Origin of the sequence: Streptomyces tricolor, assembly GCF_002155905.1 — a bacterium.
GTDB classification, from domain to species: Bacteria; Actinomycetota; Actinomycetes; order Streptomycetales; family Streptomycetaceae; genus Streptomyces; species Streptomyces tricolor.
Map to the genome: position 1 here is coordinate 1 of NZ_MUMF01000046.1, position 17,741 is coordinate 17,741.

The window sequence follows — 17,741 nt, forward strand, 5'->3', positions numbered from 1 at the left end:
CGTTGGTCAGGGCCTCCTGGACGATGCGGTAGGCGGTGCGGCCGACGGAGGCGGGCACGGCGCCCGGGTCGGCCACCCGGTGGTCGAGGGTGACCTTCATGCCGGCCTCGCGGCACTCGGCGACGAGGCCGTCCACCGCGGCCAGGGTCGGCTGGGGACGCCCGCCGGACGGCTCCTCGGTCTCGCCGGCCCGCAGCACACCGATGATCTCCCGCAGGTCCTGCAGGGCCTCGTGGGCGCTCTCCCGGATCACCCCGGCGGCCCGCGCGACCTCCTCGCGGGGCGCGTCCGGCCGGAACTCCAGGGCGCCCGCGTGCACGCTGAGCAGGGTGAGCCGGTGGGCGAGCACGTCGTGCATCTCGCGGGCGATGGCCTCGCGGGCCAGCCGCTGCGCCTGCTCGGCCCGCAGCCGCGCCTCGGCCTCGGCGTGCCGGGCGCGGTCGCGCAGGCTCAGGACGAGCTGGCGCTTGGAGCGTACGAACATGCCCCAGCCGACCATCGCGGCGGTGAGCAGTACGCCCGCGGCGACCGCCCAGCCGTAGGGCACGTCGGGGTCGGGGCGCAGCCAGAAGAACACCGGGAGCAGCGCCATGGACGCCCCGGCCGTCCAGGCGACGTACCGGAAGGGCCGGTGCACGGCGAGCGTGAACAGGGCGACCACGCCCGCGCCGCCTGCGGTGTTCGACAGGAAGGCGACCGGCACCATCGCCACGGCGAGCCCGACCGGCCGGCGGCGCCGCAGCCACACCGCGCCGCAGGCGAGCGCGCCCAGCACCTGGTCGAGGGCGGCGTAGCCGTGCGGGAGGTCCTCGTGCCGCAGGGTGTCCGCGCTCAGCAGACCGATGAGCACGGCCAGCAGGAAGAGGGAGAAGTCGACCCCCCAGTCACGCGCGGTGCGCCGGGGCCGCCGGCCGGAGGCCCCGGCGTCCGGGTCCAGTTCGTGGATCAGGGCGGAGGGGAACAGCCACCGGCGGCCCGCTGTCTCCTGCGGTGCCCGCGCCCGCTCGTCTGTGCTCACGGTCGGCAAATCTACGCACGGACGGCGCACCGCCGCCGCCCCGCGTCCGGGATCACCGACCGAAGTCGCACTGTCGTGAACTCAAGATCCGCCCCGCGTGGACTTTCGGCTCGTACCACCGTGGACTTCCGCCACCGCTCTTCGGCGCGGGCGCGGCCTTTCGGCGCCACGCGCTCGCCCCGCGGCCGATGTGTGGGGGGAGGCCGCGGGGCGAGAGTCGGGGCATGAAGCGATTGCTGGAGATCATCGGGTTTCTCGCCCTGGTGCAGGGCACGGGCGGGCTGGCGTACGAACTCACGGGCAAGCTGCGCTGGGGCATCACCCAGCGGTGGAGCGTCCTCGACGGTTACGAGATCTACGCGAGCATCGCGTTGATCGTTCTGGCGCTGGCCCTGTTCGCCGCCGCCGAGAGCCGCAAGCCCGACTGAGCCGCGGCTCCCGGCGGCCGTGCGTCAGCAGCCGTAGTCGACCAGGTCGAACGTGGCGTAGTGGTCGGCGGTGTAGTAGTCCTCCCGGTACTCCTCGCCCGTGACGATGCGGCGGGCGCCGCGGGTGGAGGAGCCGGGGGTCTTGACCGTGTACTCGTGGTAGTAGCCCGTCGGCTGGCCGGGCAGGACGCCCTCCCGGTTCTGGAAGACGCTGCCGTCCTGCGTGTACGGGTACGGGCCGCCCTGGGCGATCAGACGCAGGGTGTCGTGGGCCTGCGACGGCAGGTCGCCGTAACAGATGCTGCCGACCGACGCGGTCGCGGCGTCCGCCGTGGTGGCGGTGACGGTGCCGCCCACGAGGAGGGCGGACAGGAGTGCGGCTGCGACGCCGATGCGTGGGGTGCGTGGGGGGAATCTCATGCCCTCATGATGACGCGCGTAGACATTGGCATGTCAACGTCAAGGTTGAAGATTTTCCCCTCACGTCCGATGAGTTTTCGGGAAGTTAACCTGCCGCCCGGCGTCCCCACGCCGTCCCCGCCAGAACCAGCGCGCCGCCCGCGAGGCCGAGCGCGCCGAGCCGGTCGCCGCCCAGCGCGACACCGGCCCCCGCGGCCCACAGCGGTTCGGTGCCGAGCAGCAGGCTGACCCGCGAGGGCGAGCTGCGGCGCACGGCCCACATCTGCACGAAGAAGGCGAACACCGTGCACAGGACCGCCAGGAACAGCAGCCCCGCCCACTGCCGCGCGCCCAGGCCCGCCGCGACCGTCCAGGGCGCCGGGCCGCCGCCGGCCGCCGACAGCACGACGAACACGGCGACGGCGGTACCCAGTTGCACCGTCGTCAGCGGCAGCGCCCCGGCGCCCTGTACGGCCTTGATCCGGGACATGGCGAGGACGTGCACGGTGCGGGCGAGCGCGGCGAGCAGCATCAGCAGATCGCCGAGGGAGGGCCGGGCGAAGCCGGCGCCCTGGGTGAGCAGGACCACGCCCAGCACCGCCAGGGCCGCCGCGCCGAGGAAGGACGGCATGGGCCGGGTGCGGGTGACGGCCGCCTCGGCGAGCGGGGTGAGGATCATGGTGAGGCTGATGATCAGACCGGCGTTGGTGGCCGAGGTGTGCACCACCCCGTACGTCTCCAGCAGGAAGATCCCGGCGAGGACGAGCCCGAGCAGGGCCGCGCCGCGCCACTGGACGCCGGTCAGCTCGCGCAGGGCCCGGCGGCCGGCGAGGGCCAGGACGGGCAGTGCGAGCGCGAACCGCAGCACCAGGACGGCGAGCACCGTCCGGGCGGTGGTGATCTCCTTCGCCGCGAGGTAGCTGGCGCCCCAGCAGACCGCGACGAGCAGGACGGGCAGGTCGGTGTGCCAGGCCCGGCGGGGCGCGAGCGCGGCGGGTACGGCGAGCGAGGACATGTGCGGCTCTCCCGGTCTGACCGAAGGGGGGTGCGCAGACGTCGGCGGCTCGCACGGGGCGCGCTCACCGTACCGGCGACGACGATCTTCGACCAGGGGTTTCACCCGGGGCCGCGGCCACGGGAGCCGGCCGGCCCCGCGGATGCGAAGGCGGACGCGAGAACGTCAGGTCACGGAGAACCTGGCGACGTACGCGTCGAAGGGCTCGATGCCGGCCTCCGCGCGCAGTTCGTCCACGCGCTCGGGCTCCTCGCAGGGCCACGGAACCGGCGCCCCGTCCTTCACGCCGGCGATCTGCGTGCCGTAGATCTGCTTGCGGCCCTCGTTGACCAGCGTGCGGTCCCGGAGAAAGGCCAGCTCACGCGGGCCTGCCGAGCCTGCCGCGACGGCCTGCTCCATCAGCTGGAGCGCGCGGCGCTGGACGTCGAGCTGCCGGTCGGCGTGCTGGGCGATCAGCCAGGCCGCGCGGGCGGCCTCCTCGCCGACCAGATCCGCCGTCGGCCATCCGTACGCGTCCATGATCTCGCCGAGCCGGTCACCGTGCCGGGCGGTCAGCCGGCGCCACGCCAGTTGCTCGGCGGGGTCGTCGCTGTTCGCGTGGGCTGCGCACCGGTGATCGCTCGCGGCCATGGCCTTGAGTTCCTCCGCCAGCGCGGCACCATCGTGCACCACGGTCAACTCCTCGGTGGACTCGATACGTTGGGTTCGTCGTCCACCACCCTAGGGGCGCGCACGGGCTTCGAGATCATTCCGGAGAACGGTGACAGGGGCCTCCGTGAACAGCGATAATGGATCTATGCCGGTTCGCCGGTGCCCCAGTCCCAGCCGGTGATGGTGGAGCGCATCAGCCGGGCGGCGGTCGAGAGACGGCTGCCGGCGCCCCAGCAGAGGGTGACCGTGCGGCGGCAGTCGGGGCTGTCGACGGGGATCCAGGCGACGGGGGCGCGCTCGCCCAGGCGGCGGGCGAAGGACGGGACGAGACCGATGCCGAGGCCCGCGCCGATCAGGTCCGCGATGGCGCTGTGTTCGTCGCTCTCGCAGACGATCTTCGGTGTGAGGCCCCGGGCGGCGAAGAGCCGGTCGAGCAGCCGGCGCAGCCAGTGCCCCTCCCGGGCGGTGACGAAGGGCTGGTCGGCGAGTTCGTGGATGCCCACGGACGTACGGCCCGCGAGCGGATGGCCGAGCGGCGCGGCCACGCCCACCGGATCGTCGAACAACCGCACCGCCTCCAGGCCCTCGCCGTGGACCGGCTGCGAGGCGACACACAGGTCGACCTCCCGGGCCCGCAGACGCCGGGCCATGTCGTCGGCCGGCGACCAGTGCAGCTCCAGCTCGACGGAGGGATGGTCGCGCTTGTAGGCCGCCAGGGGGCCGGTGAGGGTGAGGAAGGTCTCCGACGCCAGGCGTACGGTGCCCAGGCCCTGGCTGGTGGCCTCCGCGACGGCGCGCCGGCCGGCCTGCAACTCGCCCAGGGCGCGTTCGACATGGGCACGGAAGACCCGGCCCGCGTCATTCAGCCGGAGCCGGCCGCTGCGGTCGAACAGCGGTGCGCCCAGCTCGCTCTCCAGCCGGGCGATGGTGCGGCTCAGCGACGGCTGCGCGACGCGCAGTTCGTCGGCTGCCCGGCTGAGGTGCTCCAGCCGGGCCACCACCAGGAACTGCCTGAGCGCGTTCAGCTCCATCGTGCCCCCGAAGTACATAACGCCATGGCGATATCGATCTCGGGCAGGATAACCAGCAGGGCATGGCGCCGGGTGTTGGCCCACGGAGGTCACCGCGGGGAGAACTCACCATGGTCACCGGCGACGCTCGCCAGGATCTGTGCCATCCCCGCGCTGAGCGCCGGGCAGCTCTCACTCGCCGGGATCGTTCCGCCGCCCGCCCCCTGCGGGCACCCCGAGCAGGCCGAGGGCGGTCAGCACGGTGACGCACAACGTCATCCAGCCCATGAAGGCACCGCCGCCGTACAGCACCGCACCGGCCGCCCGGGTCCCTGCCTCGTGCGAGAGCACGCCCGCCACCACCGCGGCCAGCAGCGACGACACGAAAGACAAGAGCACGAGAAGCAGCTGAACAGGAAATGTCGGCCTCACCGGTCGATCCCCTTCCACGAGGGCGGTCGACCAGTCGGCGGGCAGCCTCAGCTCGACCACCGCTGGCGATGGTCCGCTGAGACTCCGCGACGATCAGAGACTCGTCTTGCTCGTTTCGGGTCGAGACCGGAGCACTGTCCCCCATCGGACACGTCGCCAGTGCTGTGCGGTTCTCGGTGGAACGAGCAGGATCCTAGCGGAGGCCGGTCACGTCCTGGGGGCCTTCGGGCAGGTCGTAGGAGCCGTACTCGGGGCTGCCCGCCACGTCGTACGTGTGGAGGCAGACGCCCGAGCCGGTGACGCGGCCGGAGCGGTGGCTGAAGCGGGTGGGGACGGCGCCGTCCGTGAACAGGCGGCGGCCGTCGCCGAGGACGACCGGGAACGTCAGCACGTGCAGGGTGTCGACGAGCCGCAGGTCCAGCAGCGAGCGGAGCAGGGCGCCGCTGCCGTGCACCTGGAGTTCGCCGTCGGTGCGCTCCTTGAGGGCCGTGACCTCCTGGGCGAGGTCGCCGGAGACGACGGTGGTACCGGACCACCCGGGCGCCCGGAGGGTGGTGGAGACGACGTACTTCGGGAGCGCGTTGAGCGGGCCGGCGACGGGGTCGGCGGGGTCGGTCACCTTCGGCCAGTAGGAGGCGAAGATCTCGTACGTGCGGCGGCCGAGCAGGAAGCCGCCCGCGCCGGCGAAGACCTCGGTGATGAACCGGCCGAAGTCGTCGTCGCCGTACGGGAAGCTCCAGCCGCCCTGGGCGAAACCGCCGCGGGTGTCCTCCTGGGGACCGCCGGGTGCCTGGTACACCCCGTCGAGGGTGATGAAGATCGTGGAGACGAGCCTGCCCATGGCGGGTGCCTTCTTCCGGGTGCGGGGTCTGCTGTCATCAGGGCAGACCCCGCGCCCGCCCGCGACTCATCGGTTCAGCCGGCGTGGGTGGAGAAGAGTCCGCCCGTCGGCCCCTGCTTGTCGCCGCCCTGGGCCTTCTTCAGGGCGTTGGCGAGGCTCTCGATGGTGAGGGACTGCAGGATCACCCGGCCGTTGCCCTCCAGGGTGGCCAGGGACAGGCCCTCGCCGCCGAAGACGGCGTTCATGAGGCCCTGCCGGTTGAGGCCGCCGACGCGCTGGACGCCGTACTCGATGCCCTCCTCGAAAGCGACCACACAGCCGGTGTCGACCTCGATACGGCCGCCGAAGTCGGCCGGGTTCAGGTCGATGAAGTTGCCCGCGCCGGCGATGATCACCGTGCCGTGCCCGGTGAACTTCTCCAGGATGAAGCCCTCGCCGCCGCTCATGCCGGTCCGGCCGCCGGCGAAGGCGATGCCGAAGTCGACGGTGGACTCGGCGGCCACGAAGGCGTCCTTCTCGGCGAACCACGCGCGCGTGCCGTCCAGCTCCAGGGCGCGCATCTCGCCCGGGAGGACGCCCGCGAAGCCGACCGTGCCCTCGCCGCTCTGGGCGGTGAAGTACTGGAAGGCCAGCGATTCGCCCGCGAGCATGCGCTGGCCGACCTGCATGGCCGTGCCCATGGCCTGGCGGAGCAGGCCGCCCATGCCGCCGCCCGAGCCGCTCTGCTGCTGCCCGCCGCTGCCGGACGGGCCGGACAGCCGCGTCTCCATGGTCACGTTCGTGGTCTTGAACAGGAACTTTCCGGCCTCGCAGTACACGGTCTGGCCGGGGTGCAGGTTGACGACCGCCATCTGCATGGCGTTGCCGACGATCTCTTGCTTAAGGGTCACGAGGGGAGAACGCGTCGGGAGGAGGGAAGAGTTCCGGTGGGCGGGAACGCCCGCCCGTGCGGGTGACGCGTGGGGCGCCCGGTGCTGTCCGGCCGGGACGCCCCACGCGCGCGTGGGCGGGGATCAGCCGCCCAGCTCCTGGTGGCGGGCGGCGAGACCGCTCGCGCCCTGCTCGGTCAGGGAGCCGAACAGGCGCAGGCGGGAGATGCCGCCGTCGGGGAAGATGTCGATCCGCGCGTGCGTGCCGACCGCCGGCTCGGGCAGGACGAAGCGGTGGTTGGTGTCGGGCTGGAGGCGGGTGCGCGGCAGGATCTCGGTCCACTCGCCGTCCTCGCCGTCCTTGACGGAGACCGACGCCCAGCCGGCGCTGTTGCCCTTCAGGTAGGCCGTGTCGATCTCCAGGGCGCGGATCTGGGACTGGGCGGCGAGCCGGTAGCGGATCCAGTCGTTGCCCTGGTCGCGGCGGCGACGGGTCTCCCAGCCGTCGTCCATCTTGCGGGAGCGGCCCGGCTGGATGGTGTTGGTGGCCGGGGAGTAGAAGAGGTTGGAGGCGTCCTCGACCTGGCCGCCGTTCTCCAGGGCGACCACGTCGAAGGTGCCGAGGACCGCCAGCCACTGCGGGTCCGGGACGACCTCGCCGTACACGCGCAGGCGGGCGATGCCGCCGTCGGGGTGCTGGTTGATCCGCAGGTGGGTGAAGCGCTGCTCGGCCGAGACGGCGAAACCGTTCGCCGCGTGTCCGCCGACGGGGGTGCGCGGGACGAGGGTGGTCCACTTCACGTCGTCGCCGAGCAGTTCCTCGGGCGAGGGCGAGCCGGGCACCGAGGTGCCTTCGACCGACACCGCCTGCGGGTAGTTGCCGCGGAAGTGGGCGGTGTCGACGACGATCCCGCGGATCACCCCGGGCGCGCCGAGCCGGACCAGCGCCCAGTCGTGGTCCTCTGCGGTCGGCCATGGGTGCCGGGCGGAGACACCGCGCCGGCGGCGCGTCTCCCAGCCGTCCATGATCTTGCCCTTGTGGCCGAAGTGCTCGGGGTCGAACTCGGCCCGCTCGGGCACCAGCAGGTTCTCCCGCTGGGCGAAGAATTCGTCGTTGGCGGCGATGACACCGGCGCCGAGCTGCCGGTCGGCGAGGTTGGCGTACTGGGTGAAGGGGAAGTCGGCGGTGCGGTAGTCCGCGTACGGGTCGCCGCCTCCGTAGGGGTTCGCGTCGCCGGTGAAGCTGGGTATCGCCGTCACAGTGATCAGGTCTGCCTTTCGAAGCTCGGTGGGGTGGGGGTCAGGTGGTCCTGGTGAGGAGGCGTCCCTTCGGCTCGGTGAACGCGCCGTCGGCCACGATGCGTTCGCCGCGCAGCCAGGTCGACTTCACGACCCCGTACAGGGTCTTGCCGGCGTACGCGGTGACCCGGTTGCGGTGCTGGAGCCCGGCCGGGTCGACGGTGAAGGTCTCGTCGGGGGCGAGGACGGCGAAGTCGGCGTCGCGGCCCGCCTCGATGGCGCCCTTCCGGTCGAGGCCGACCAGGGCGGCAGTCCGCTCGGACATCCAGCGGACGACGTCCTCCAGGCCGTGGCCGCGCCTGCGGGCCTCGGTCCACACGGCCGACAGGCTGAGCTGGAGGCCGGAGATGCCGCCCCACGCGGTGGCGAAGTCGTCCGTCTTCAGGTCGGCGGTGGAGGGCGAGTGGTCGGTGACCACGCAGTCGATGGTGCCGTCGGCGAGGGCCTCCCAGAGCAGGTCCTGGTTGGCGGCCTCGCGGATGGGCGGGCAGCACTTGAACTCGCTGGCGCCGTCGGGGACTTCCTCGGCGGTCAGGGTGAGGTAGTGCGGGCAGGTCTCCACGGTGATGCGGACGCCCTCGGCGCGGGCGGCGCGGATCAGCGGCAGGGCGTCGCTGGAGGACAGGTGCAGCACGTGCACGCGCGCGTTCAGACGCCGGGCCTGCGCGATGAGGTTCGCGATGGCGGTGTCCTCGGCGTCGCGCGGGCGGGAGGCGAGGAAGTCGGCGTACCGGGGGCCGCCGTGCTGCGGGGCGGCGGCGAGGTGGTGCGGGTCCTCGGCGTGCACGATCAGCAGCCCGTCGAACCCGGCGATCTCCGCCAGGGACTGGGCCAGCTGGTCCTGGTCGAGGTGCGGGAACTCGTCCACACCGGACGGGGAGAGGAAGGCCTTGAAGCCGAAGACGCCGGTGTCGTGCAGCGGGCGCAGGTCCTTGACGTTGTCGGGCAGGGCGCCGCCCCAGAAGCCGACGTCGATGTGCGCCTTGTCGCGGGCCACGTCCTGCTTGATCCGCAAGTGGTCGACCGTGGTGGTCGGCGGCAGGGAGTTGAGCGGCATGTCGATCAGGGTGGTGATGCCGCCGGCCGCCGCGGCGCGGGTGGCGGTCCAGAAGCCCTCCCACTCGGTGCGGCCCGGGTCGTTGACGTGCACGTGGGTGTCGACCAGGCCGGGCAGCAGGACGTGGTCGCCGAGGTCCTCCAGCCGGGCAGCGGCCGGTACCTCGGCGTCGTACGGCAGCACGGCCGTGATCTTCCCTGCGGACACGGTGACGGTGGCGGCCCGCGTCCCCTCCGGAGTGATCACGCGCGTCGAGCGCAGCACCAGTTCAGCGTCGGACACCCGAACCCCTCTCTCTACCGCCGTTTTACGTCCAAGAAACGGGATTTACACCCACGTAACGGACTTCAACGTTCTGTTGAAGGAGTCTTCACTCCCGGTTCCCCGCCGTCAAGAGGCACACTTCTGGGCAGCGGGGACGAGGCACCCACTCTGGACGTTTCCACAAAGCGGAATTAGAATTCCAGCAAGCAGAACGTAGCTACGTACGAGCGGGGAGTCAACCGACTGCCGGGTAGGCTTCTGCCCTCCCGCCAGCCCCGAAAGGAACGCGCCGTGCCGACGTCCAGCGCCAGCACCACCGACTCCGCCAAGCCCTCCGCCGCCGGCGGGGTGCAGTCCCTGGAGCGCGCCTTCGACCTGCTCGAGCGGATGGCGGACGCGGGCGGCGAGGTGGGTCTGAGCGAGCTGTCCGCGGCCAGCGGACTGCCGCTGCCGACCATCCACCGGCTGATGCGCACCCTGGTCGCCTGCGGCTATGTCCGGCAGCAGGCCAACCGGCGGTACGCGCTCGGCCCCCGGCTGATCCGGCTCGGCGAGTCCGCGTCCCGGCTGCTCGGCACCTGGGCGCGGCCGTATCTGGCCCGGCTGGTGGAGGAGACCGGCGAGACGGCGAACATGGCGCTGCTCGACGGGGACGAGATCGTGTACGTGGCACAGGTGCCCTCGAAGCACTCGATGCGGATGTTCACCGAGGTGGGCCGCCGCGTCCTGCCGCACTCCACCGGCGTGGGCAAGGCGCTGCTGGCCGGGGTGCCGGACGACGAGGTGCGGGCGCTGCTGGCCCGGACGGGCATGCCGGCCGCCACGGAGAAGACCATCACCACGCCGGACGGGTTCCTGGCGGCGCTGGCGGACGTACGGCGGCTGGGCTACGCCGTCGACGACAACGAGCAGGAGATCGGGGTGCGGTGCCTCGCGGTGTCCGTGCCCGACTCCCCCACGGCCGCCGCCATCTCCATCTCGGGGCCCGCGGGGCGGGTCACGGAGGCGGCCACGGAGAAGATCGTGCCGGTGCTCCAGCAGATCGCCGGCGAACTGTCGGCCGCGCTGGCCAGCCAGAACCCCGGATGACCGGGTTACAGAACTGGCCCGGCCGGTACACCGACCGGCACGGCCGCGAGGACGTCGTCTTCGCGTCCGACGGCCGGGCACGGATCCGTACGACGATCCGGGGCGTCCCCTTCGAGGGCGACGGCATGGACGACCTCGGCGCCCTCGGCGGGGAGCCGCCGCAGGAGATGTTCTCCTTCTTCGACGGGGCGCTGTGCTCCTGCCTGCTGGAGTGGGAGTTGCCGCTGCCCGTCGAGACCCTCGGCCGGGGGGTGCGGGCCGGGACGCTGCACTGCGCACTGCGGCTCGGCGACCCGGCCGGACCCGGGCGCGGCCTGGACGCGACGACGCTGGACCTCGCGCTGCGGCTCGACGGGTGTGACCACGCCGCGGCGGGCGGCCACGACGACTTCGAGGACGCGCTGCACGACCTCCAGCGCCGCCTGCCGCCGGGCGAGCGGCTGCGGGCGTGCGTGGCCTGCGCCTGGTCGGACTACCACCCGGCCGGCCACGGTCTGATGGGCGGGCTGGCCTGCTTCCGGGGCGCGAAGGGCGTCTACCGGCAGGTGGAGGGCAAGCACGGGCCGCGGGGGATCATGCGGCTCTGGGACGCGCGCACCGAGTTCGTGCAGGAGACCTGGCTGTGCGAGGAGTTCGAGCGCCGCGCGCCCGATCAGGGCTACCGGGGATCCTTCCCGTACCCCGGCTGACGCGGAGCTGAGTACCCGTACTCATGTGCCCCGGCGCGCCCCGCGGGCAAGGTGGCGGGCATGGATCTGCCCACCGCCCCGCCGGCCTTCGACGCCACCGCCGGCCCCGGACCGCGTCGTCGTGCCGACCGGGGGGCCGACATCGGGGCGGGGTGCGGGCTGGTGCTCCTGGAGTCCGTCGCCCTGCTGGTGATCTTCGGGCTGTGGTGGCTGTCCGGTTTCACCCTTGATCCGGCCGAGACCGCCACGGCCGACTCGCTGTGGGGCTATCTGGCCGCCGCCGCGGGAGTCGGGGCGCTCGCCCTCGTGGCCGCCGCGCTCGCGGCGCGGGCCGGGGCCGTCGTGACGGTCGCCTGCCAGGCCGTCATGGCCGTGCTGGTCTGCCTCGTCGTCTTCGGCGGGGCCGCGGTGCAGTCGCACCAGGACCAGCGCTGCCGCGACCTGCCGTCGGCGTCGGGCTGCCCGGGCCAGGGCCTGTCGTCCGGATCAGGTCGGCCGTGAGGCACGCTGCCTCTCGGCCGGCCCGAGCGGGGCTTTGGTCCGTGCGGCCGCAAGGCGGAGGAGGGAGTCGACGCGGAGCGTCGGCGAGGGACGACAACGCGGCAGACGTGCGTGCCAGGCCCCGCTCGGGCCGGCATGACCCGAACGGCAGGCCCTAGGCGCGGGGCGGCTCGCCGAACAGATCGACGGCGGCGCGCACCTGCGACAGCCCCCGGGTCAGCGCGCTCATCGAGCCGATCGCGCCGGCGATCAGTAACAGGGAGCTGCGCAGGCGCGGGATCTCCGGCAGGCCGCCGGCGGCCATCGCGGCCAGGGCGGCGAGTTCGTCCTCGGCTATCGCCCGGTCGGGAAAGTCCGCCGGGAGTACGGCGAGTTGGCGGCGCAGCCGGGACACCGCGGTCCGTAGTTCCGCCACCCTCGGGTCCTCGTCGCTGCCGGTCACTGGCCTCTGCCCCAAGCTCCGCAACACAGCCCTCCCCCCTGGCACGCCCTCGTGCGCGGGTCAGTAAACGCCACCGCGTGCCGGAGCGCCACAGCGCGGACCGAAATTCAGCCCAACGGAACCGGCGTCGGAAATCCGGCCGGTTACGCCGCCGTCGGGTATGCAGGAGCCATGACGGACAACCAGGATCTTCAGGGGCGGCACCTTCCGGGAGAGGTCGCGGGGCTGCTGCTCGCCGCCGGCGGCGGCAGACGGCTCGGCGGGCGCCCCAAGGCACTGCTGCCGCACCGGGGCCGGCCCCTGGTCGAGCACGCGGTGGGGGTGCTGCGCGCGGCCGGGTGCGGACGGATCCACGTGGTGCTGGGCGCCGCGGCGGCCGAGGTGCGCGACCGCGCCGAGCTGGGCGACTGCGTGCTGGTGGACAACCCGGACTGGGCCGCGGGGATGGGCTCCTCGCTGCGCGCGGGACTGGCCTCGCTCGCCGGTACCGGCGCTCGCGCCGCCCTGGTGAGCCTGGTCGACCAGCCCGGCATCGGGCCGGCCGCGGCGGCCCAGGTGCTCGGCGCGTACGAGGACGAGAAATCGCTGGTCTCGGCCGCCTATGCGGGGGTGCGCGGGCATCCCGTGCTGTTCGGCGCCGCGCACTGGGCGGGCATCGCGGAGACGGCCACCGGGGACCGGGGGGCGCGCGCCTACCTGGCAGCACACGCGGCGGAGATCCGGCTCGTGGAGTGCGCGGACGTCGCCGAGCCCTACGACATCGACACCGAGGCCGACCTGAGCCACCTTGAGTGAGCGGGGTGGCACCGGGCGCCACCTTGCCTCGACCCAGAGAATCTCGACATCAACAAACCATTGAAGTTCCACGATGAGGAAACTAGTATCCACTGATCAGAAGCGCCTGCCCGCACAGTCGGCGCTGTCTGTCCCATTCGTGCCACTTGGCACTAGGTGCCACCGCTGAAGGAAGTGACAGCTCATGTCCGCACCAGCGCCGTCCCCGCTGGCCATCGTCGACGCCGAGCCCCTGCCCCGGCAGGAGGAGGTCCTCACGGACGCGGCGCTCGCCTTCGTGGCGGAGCTGCACCGGCGGTTCACCCCGCGCCGTGACGAACTCCTGGCCCGCCGGGCCGAGCGCCGCGCCGAGATCGCCCGCACCTCCACGCTCGACTTCCTGCCCGAGACGGCCGCGATCCGCGCGGACGACTCCTGGCGGGTCGCCCCGGCCCCGGCCGCGCTGAACGACCGCCGCGTCGAGATCACCGGCCCCACCGACCGCAAGATGACCATCAACGCGCTCAACTCGGGCGCGCGCGTCTGGCTCGCCGACTTCGAGGACGCCTCCGCGCCCACCTGGGAGAACGTGGTCCTCGGCCAGCTCAACCTGAGCGACGCCTACACCCGGAACATCGACTTCACGGACGAGCGCACCGGCAAGTCGTACGCCCTGCGGCCGAACGAGGAGCTGGCGACCGTCGTCATGCGCCCGCGCGGCTGGCACCTGGACGAGCGGCACCTCGTGGACGCCGACGGCCGCCCGGTGCCGGGTGCCTTCGTCGACTTCGGCCTGTACTTCTTCCACAACGCGCAGCGGCTGCTCGACCTCGGCAAGGGCCCCTACTTCTACCTGCCGAAGACCGAGTCGCACCTCGAAGCCCGCCTGTGGAACGAGGTGTTCGTCTTCGCGCAGGACTACGTCGGCATCCCGCAGGGCACCATCCGCGCCACCGTCCTGATCGAGACCATCACGGCCGCGTACGAGATGGAGGAGATCCTCTACGAACTGCGCGACCACGCCTCCGGGTTGAATGCCGGCCGCTGGGACTACCTGTTCTCCATCGTCAAGAACTTCCGTGACGGCGGCGCCAGGTTCGTGCTGCCGGACCGCAACGCGGTCACCATGACGGCGCCGTTCATGCGGGCGTACACCGAACTCCTGGTCCGCACCTGTCACAAGCGCGGCGCCCACGCCATCGGCGGCATGGCCGCGTTCATCCCCTCCCGCAAGGACCCCGAGGTCAACAAGGTGGCCTTCGAGAAGGTCCGCGCCGACAAGGACCGTGAGGCGAACGACGGTTTCGACGGCTCCTGGGTCGCCCACCCCGACCTGGTGCCGATCGCCATGGAGTCCTTCGACCGGGTCCTCGGCGACAAGCCGAACCAGAAGGACCGGCTGCGCGAGGACGTCCACGTCGAGGCGGCCGACCTGATCGCGATCGACTCGCTCGACGCGAAGCCGACGTACGCCGGGCTCGTCAACGCCGTCCAGGTCGGCATCCGTTACATCGAGGCCTGGCTGCGCGGCCTCGGCGCGGTCGCCATCTTCAATCTGATGGAGGACGCGGCCACCGCCGAGATCTCCCGCTCGCAGATCTGGCAGTGGATCAACGCCGGCGTCGAGTTCGAGAACGGCGACAAGGCCACGCCGGAGCTGGCCCGCAAGGTCGCCGCCGAGGAACTGGACGCCATCCGCAAGGAGATCGGCGAGGAGGCGTTCGCGGCCGGGCACTGGCAGGAGGCGCACGACCTGCTGCTGAAGGTGGCCCTGGACGAGGACTACGCCGACTTCCTCACCCTGCCGGCGTACCAGCAGCTGCGCGGCTGACGCGCTGCCCGCCCGCCTGCCTCATCCGTCCGAGTGGCCCAGGGACTTGCCCGGGGCCACTCGGTCGCGTACGAGCCGCTTCACCGCCGTCGGCTCGGGGAAGCCCTGCTCGCGGCGGTCCCAGACGACCTCGTCGTCCACCCGGACGACGAAGACGCCGCCGGTGCCGGGCTTGAGCGACAGCTCGGCCAGCTCGGTCTCGAAGGTGGTGAGCAGCTCCTGCGCCAGCCAGGCCGCGCGGGGCAGCCAGCGGCACCGGGTGCAGTACTCGATCTGCACGCGATGGGTCATCGGGTCGTCCTTCATCCCAGGTGCACCGACCAGTCCTGTTCCGCCGCCGGCTTGCCGTGCAGGTCGGGGACCCGCTTCAGCCAGTCCGGGCGGCCCGCCTGCGTCTTCGCCGCGCGGGCGGCCTCCTCGGCCGCGAGCTGGTCGCGGCTCGGGAAATCGGTGGGCAGCCACTCGGCCGAGAGCCGGAGCCGGTCCAGGAGGTAGCCGACGTAGGCGTCCCGGACGTCGTCGGGCGTGGCGAACCCGGCGTCCTCGGCCAGCCAGGCGTCCGGCACCTCGGCGACGATCCCGCGCAGCAGCTCCTCCGTCACCCGGGGCGCGAGTTCCGCGTCGGCTGCGCGCACATCCGGGCCGTAGTGGCCCAGGGCGTGGTGCCGGAAGTCGTACGTCCGCCCCGGGGCCGTGGTGTCCCAGCGGTGGTGGAAGACGAGGGCGGCGCCGTGGTCGATGAGCCACAGCCGTGGCGGCACGGTGCCGAGCGTGGGCCAGACCATCAGGTTGGAGCTGTGCACCGTACGGTCGACGTTGACGGTCAGCGCGTCCAGCCAGACGATCCGCCCGGCCTCCAGCGGATCCACCGGGAAGGTCCTGGCGATCTCCGGGGTGAAGTCCCGGGCGCCCGGCAGATAGTCCATGCCCAGGTTGACGCCCGCGCTGGCGCTGTGCAGGTCGCGCACCTCCTGGTGCGGTTCGGCGTCGGCGACGGCCGGGTCGAAGTGGACGAGGACCAGCTCCGGGAAGCGCAGGCCGAGCGCGCGGGCGAGTTCCCCGACGATGATCTCCGCGACAAGCGCCTTGTGCCCCTGCGCCGAGCCGGTGAACTTCACGACGTACGTGCCCAGGTCGTCGGCCTCCACGACGCCGGGGACGGAGCCGCCGGAGTGCAGGGGCTCGATGTAGCGGGTTGCCGCGACTTCTCTCAGCATTTTCGAAGGATCTCCCGCTCACTGGCCTTGCGCTGCAAGGCCATCTCCAAGGCGCTGTGGTCCGGGCCGACGTCCATCATCAGCCCGGGAGAGAATCTGGGGAGTTCCGACTGGCACGCTCGTGTCCCCTCTCTCCCCAGCAGTCCATCGATGGCCGTACGTCCCTTGCTTCCGGCCCTGGCATGAAGTGAGCATAGTAACCAAGCGTGACGGCTGGGAATGCCCGAGCCATCGCGCCAGTGCGGCTATGGACCCCTCCGCCTCCTCCAGGACTCCGACATCACTCCCGAGATCGCCGAACGTATGGGGTGAGCCCGCACCTTGACCAAGATCTGGGCGCGGCATCCCGCCTGGCCGACACCGGCCGGGAAGGGCGGCCGGTACAAGAAGTACGCCGTGCAGGACCGCAGCGCCATCGAACGCCAGGCCGCCGCCCTAGGACCAGAGCACCCGTACACCGCCCACCAACTGGAGACGCGGGCGTCGGCATCAAGATCGGCACGATCCGCTACACCGAGCACGGTGTGAGCCATCGGAAGGGCCGAACCATCATGACGGCCAAGACGAGCCGTCGCGGATACTCGCCGGACCCCGAAAGAGTCCTGACCGATGTGGTCCCCCATCGTGACCGTGCTCGGCATCCTTGCCAGTGCCGCCCTGGCGGGATATATCCAGCGGTTCGGTGATCGGCGAACCCGGGAACACGCGCACCGCCAGGAGGTGACGCGCGCCGTCGCCGAGCTGCTGGAGGCCATCGTCCGGCACCGTGAAGTGCACTGGCTGGCCGTCGAGTCCCGGCGCGCCGACGTCGGCGAGACGGAGGAGCGAATGCCTTGCGCGTCGGCTGGCGCGGCCGGCGTCTTCCTCTGCTGCACCTGCCCACGGACCGACGGCCGGGTCATCCTCACGCCGCCCCGGACCAGCTCCGCCCGGAGCGCGCCAATGGCCGCGGCGGGCCAGCGGGCCGGTGTGACGGTTGAGGGGAACGTTCGGGCAGGCGTTGAGTGTCTCCGCGAGCGTGCCTACTCTCCGGTGTCGATGCTCAGGCTCCAGCGCATCTTGTCGGCCACCCAGTCGGTGACGTACCGGCAGCGGTAGCCCCCAGCGGGCGGAAGCCACTCGTCCCGACGGCCGCGCACGCCGCCCCGGCCGGCGCCGCCCCAGCGTCTGGCCCGCCTCGGTGCTCGCCGCCCTCCGCCTCGACGACCTCGACCGGCCTGGACCGGCCGAAGTCGTGCTGCGGCGTCTGACGTACGACGGACGCGGCCGGCGCCGGACCCACGTCGCGGCCTCCGTGCCAGGCGCCCGGACGGACCGCTGACACGGCCGCGCCCCGAGAAGGGCCTTTTGAAAAGGGAGTTGAGACGCGGCGGCAAGAAATCGCAGACGCGACGGCAACGCGGTCCGGCGACGGCCCGGCATCATCGGCAAGACACCCTCCAAGGCCAAGGATCACCTTCATGGACCGACTGGACGTCATCGACACCTGCAACCGCATGGCCTGGTACGCGGACCGGCGTGGCTGGGACGCGCTGACCGACGTGTTCGCCGACAAGGTGACGCTCGACTACACGAGCCTCAACGGCGGCGAGCCCGTCACCCTCACCCCCGCGCAGATCATCAAGGGCTGGCGGGCCGGCCTCGGGGCCTACGACGCCACCCAGCACCTCCTCGGCAGCCACCTGGTCGCGGTCGACGGCGACGGCGCCGTGTGCACCGCCACCTTCCAGGCCACCCACCTTAAGAGCGACGGCTCCCGGTGGACGCTCGGCGGCGACTACCGCTTCGACCTGGCCCGTGCGGCCGTCGGCTGGCGTATCACCGGCGTGGTGATGACCACCGTCTGGAGCGACGGGGAGCGATGAGGACAACCGCCTCCGCGAGGCTGGCGGCGGCCGCGCTCGCCCTGGTCGCC

General features: G+C 72.2%; 22 protein-coding genes. 9 read left to right on the top strand and 13 right to left on the bottom strand.

The features are described 5' to 3' along the window. Positions 1-1,018, bottom strand: a 1,018-nt coding sequence (locus CCN44_RS03840) for a sensor histidine kinase (protein ID WP_086696848.1), incomplete at its 3' end; no start/stop codon positions are given. A 224-nt stretch (positions 1,019-1,242) separates the two neighbouring features. On the opposite strand from CCN44_RS03840, the gene CCN44_RS03845 reads away from it, so the two are divergent. Next, a complete protein-coding gene (locus tag CCN44_RS03845; RefSeq protein ID WP_059253869.1) occupies positions 1,243-1,446 on the top strand; it encodes a hypothetical protein in 204 nt (67 codons plus the stop codon). Positions 1,447-1,470: 24 nt separating this feature from the next. Here the strand turns inward: CCN44_RS03845 and CCN44_RS03850 are convergent, their stop codons facing one another. The 9 genes from CCN44_RS03850 to allB all read right to left on the bottom strand — a co-directional run bounded on the left by CCN44_RS03850 (position 1,471) and on the right by allB (position 9,301). Beyond that, positions 1,471-1,866 (bottom strand): guanyl-specific ribonuclease, encoded by a 396-nt coding sequence (locus CCN44_RS03850; protein ID WP_086696849.1) that lies wholly within the window; start codon positions 1,864-1,866, stop codon positions 1,471-1,473. A gap of 85 nt (positions 1,867-1,951) precedes the next feature. Beyond that, complete coding sequence (locus CCN44_RS03855; RefSeq protein WP_086696850.1) at positions 1,952-2,860, bottom strand: DMT family transporter; 909 nt, start codon at positions 2,858-2,860, stop codon at positions 1,952-1,954. 165 nt (positions 2,861-3,025) lie between these two features. Further along, positions 3,026-3,532 carry a DUF6624 domain-containing protein gene (locus CCN44_RS03860; protein WP_059253864.1) on the bottom strand — a complete coding sequence of 169 codons (507 nt, stop codon included), beginning with the start codon at positions 3,530-3,532 and terminating at the stop codon, positions 3,026-3,028. 122 nt (positions 3,533-3,654) lie between these two features. Further along, positions 3,655-4,560: a LysR family transcriptional regulator gene (locus tag CCN44_RS03865; protein WP_237481820.1), complete on the bottom strand. Its 906-nt coding sequence runs from the start codon at positions 4,558-4,560 to the stop codon at positions 3,655-3,657. A gap of 153 nt (positions 4,561-4,713) precedes the next feature. Continuing rightward, a complete protein-coding gene (locus CCN44_RS03870) occupies positions 4,714-5,013 on the bottom strand; it encodes a hypothetical protein (protein WP_059253862.1) in 300 nt (99 codons plus the stop codon). Between the two features lie 133 nt (positions 5,014-5,146). Then, on the bottom strand, positions 5,147-5,794 hold the full coding sequence (locus CCN44_RS03875) for a dihydrofolate reductase family protein (RefSeq protein ID WP_086696851.1): 648 nt from the start codon (positions 5,792-5,794) through the stop codon (positions 5,147-5,149). A 74-nt stretch (positions 5,795-5,868) separates the two neighbouring features. After that, positions 5,869-6,684 carry an AIM24 family protein gene (locus CCN44_RS03880; protein WP_079081220.1) on the bottom strand — a complete coding sequence of 272 codons (816 nt, stop codon included), beginning with the start codon at positions 6,682-6,684 and terminating at the stop codon, positions 5,869-5,871. Between the two features lie 123 nt (positions 6,685-6,807). Next, positions 6,808-7,923: an allantoicase gene (alc, locus tag CCN44_RS03885; RefSeq protein WP_086696852.1), complete on the bottom strand. Its 1,116-nt coding sequence runs from the start codon at positions 7,921-7,923 to the stop codon at positions 6,808-6,810. 40 nt (positions 7,924-7,963) lie between these two features. Further along, positions 7,964-9,301 carry an allantoinase AllB gene (allB, locus tag CCN44_RS03890; protein ID WP_086696853.1) on the bottom strand — a complete coding sequence of 446 codons (1,338 nt, stop codon included), beginning with the start codon at positions 9,299-9,301 and terminating at the stop codon, positions 7,964-7,966. A gap of 273 nt (positions 9,302-9,574) precedes the next feature. Between allB and CCN44_RS03895 the strand changes: the two genes are divergently transcribed. From CCN44_RS03895 to CCN44_RS03905, 3 genes are read left to right on the top strand one after another with little or no spacing between them, the layout of a single operon-like run. Beyond that, a complete protein-coding gene (locus CCN44_RS03895; protein ID WP_059253857.1) occupies positions 9,575-10,372 on the top strand; it encodes an IclR family transcriptional regulator in 798 nt (265 codons plus the stop codon). Further along, on the top strand, positions 10,369-11,061 hold the full coding sequence (locus CCN44_RS03900) for a DUF6304 family protein (RefSeq protein ID WP_086696854.1): 693 nt from the start codon (positions 10,369-10,371) through the stop codon (positions 11,059-11,061). The genes CCN44_RS03895 and CCN44_RS03900 overlap by 4 nt, the downstream gene beginning before the upstream one ends. A 60-nt stretch (positions 11,062-11,121) precedes the next feature. Further along, positions 11,122-11,562: a DUF6234 family protein gene (locus tag CCN44_RS03905; protein ID WP_086696855.1), complete on the top strand. Its 441-nt coding sequence runs from the start codon at positions 11,122-11,124 to the stop codon at positions 11,560-11,562. Between the two features lie 154 nt (positions 11,563-11,716). Here the strand turns inward: CCN44_RS03905 and CCN44_RS03910 are convergent, their stop codons facing one another. Continuing rightward, entirely contained in the window at positions 11,717-12,031 is a 315-nt protein-coding gene (locus CCN44_RS03910) for a DUF5955 family protein (protein WP_079081219.1), read from the bottom strand. Between the two features lie 144 nt (positions 12,032-12,175). On the opposite strand from CCN44_RS03910, the gene CCN44_RS03915 reads away from it, so the two are divergent. Together CCN44_RS03915 and aceB are read left to right on the top strand one after the other, a co-directional pair. After that, complete coding sequence (locus tag CCN44_RS03915; RefSeq protein WP_086696856.1) at positions 12,176-12,799, top strand: nucleotidyltransferase family protein; 624 nt, start codon at positions 12,176-12,178, stop codon at positions 12,797-12,799. Positions 12,800-12,983: 184 nt separating this feature from the next. Beyond that, entirely contained in the window at positions 12,984-14,609 is a 1,626-nt protein-coding gene (aceB, locus tag CCN44_RS03920; protein WP_086696857.1) for a malate synthase A, read from the top strand. 21 nt (positions 14,610-14,630) lie between these two features. Here the strand turns inward: aceB and CCN44_RS03925 are convergent, their stop codons facing one another. Beyond that, on the bottom strand, positions 14,631-14,900 hold the full coding sequence (locus CCN44_RS03925; RefSeq protein WP_059255327.1) for an Rdx family protein: 270 nt from the start codon (positions 14,898-14,900) through the stop codon (positions 14,631-14,633). Positions 14,901-14,911: 11 nt separating this feature from the next. Further along, a complete protein-coding gene (locus tag CCN44_RS03930; RefSeq protein WP_059253845.1) occupies positions 14,912-15,826 on the bottom strand; it encodes a HipA family kinase in 915 nt (304 codons plus the stop codon). 321 nt (positions 15,827-16,147) lie between these two features. Between CCN44_RS03930 and CCN44_RS44295 the strand changes: the two genes are divergently transcribed. From CCN44_RS44295 to CCN44_RS03945, 3 genes are all read left to right on the top strand, one after another. Then, positions 16,148-16,354 carry a hypothetical protein gene (locus tag CCN44_RS44295; RefSeq protein WP_158103068.1) on the top strand — a complete coding sequence of 69 codons (207 nt, stop codon included), beginning with the start codon at positions 16,148-16,150 and terminating at the stop codon, positions 16,352-16,354. 96 nt (positions 16,355-16,450) lie between these two features. Further along, complete coding sequence (locus tag CCN44_RS44300) at positions 16,451-16,924, top strand: hypothetical protein (protein ID WP_158103069.1); 474 nt, start codon at positions 16,451-16,453, stop codon at positions 16,922-16,924. Between the two features lie 362 nt (positions 16,925-17,286). After that, positions 17,287-17,691: a nuclear transport factor 2 family protein gene (locus CCN44_RS03945; RefSeq protein ID WP_086696859.1), complete on the top strand. Its 405-nt coding sequence runs from the start codon at positions 17,287-17,289 to the stop codon at positions 17,689-17,691. Positions 17,692-17,741: the final 50 nt, after the last annotated feature.

What these genes read in the sequence shown, in the direction of transcription:
- CCN44_RS03945 (WP_086696859.1), top strand. Translation starts at nt 17,287, where the DNA reads ATGGACCGACTGGACGTCATCGACACCTGCAACCGCATGGCCTGGTAC.
- CCN44_RS03915 (WP_086696856.1), top strand. Translation starts at nt 12,176, where the DNA reads ATGACGGACAACCAGGATCTTCAGGGGCGGCACCTTCCGGGAGAGGTC.
- CCN44_RS03875 (WP_086696851.1), bottom strand. Translation starts at nt 5,794, where the DNA reads ATGGGCAGGCTCGTCTCCACGATCTTCATCACCCTCGACGGGGTGTAC.
- CCN44_RS03905 (WP_086696855.1), top strand. Translation starts at nt 11,122, where the DNA reads ATGGATCTGCCCACCGCCCCGCCGGCCTTCGACGCCACCGCCGGCCCC.
- CCN44_RS03845 (WP_059253869.1), top strand. Translation starts at nt 1,243, where the DNA reads ATGAAGCGATTGCTGGAGATCATCGGGTTTCTCGCCCTGGTGCAGGGC.
- CCN44_RS03930 (WP_059253845.1), bottom strand. Translation starts at nt 15,826, where the DNA reads ATGCTGAGAGAAGTCGCGGCAACCCGCTACATCGAGCCCCTGCACTCC.
- CCN44_RS03855 (WP_086696850.1), bottom strand. Translation starts at nt 2,860, where the DNA reads ATGTCCTCGCTCGCCGTACCCGCCGCGCTCGCGCCCCGCCGGGCCTGG.
- CCN44_RS03900 (WP_086696854.1), top strand. Translation starts at nt 10,369, where the DNA reads ATGACCGGGTTACAGAACTGGCCCGGCCGGTACACCGACCGGCACGGC.
- aceB (WP_086696857.1), top strand. Translation starts at nt 12,984, where the DNA reads ATGTCCGCACCAGCGCCGTCCCCGCTGGCCATCGTCGACGCCGAGCCC.
- CCN44_RS03925 (WP_059255327.1), bottom strand. Translation starts at nt 14,900, where the DNA reads ATGACCCATCGCGTGCAGATCGAGTACTGCACCCGGTGCCGCTGGCTG.
- CCN44_RS03865 (WP_237481820.1), bottom strand. Translation starts at nt 4,560, where the DNA reads ATGTACTTCGGGGGCACGATGGAGCTGAACGCGCTCAGGCAGTTCCTG.
- CCN44_RS03850 (WP_086696849.1), bottom strand. Translation starts at nt 1,866, where the DNA reads ATGAGATTCCCCCCACGCACCCCACGCATCGGCGTCGCAGCCGCACTC.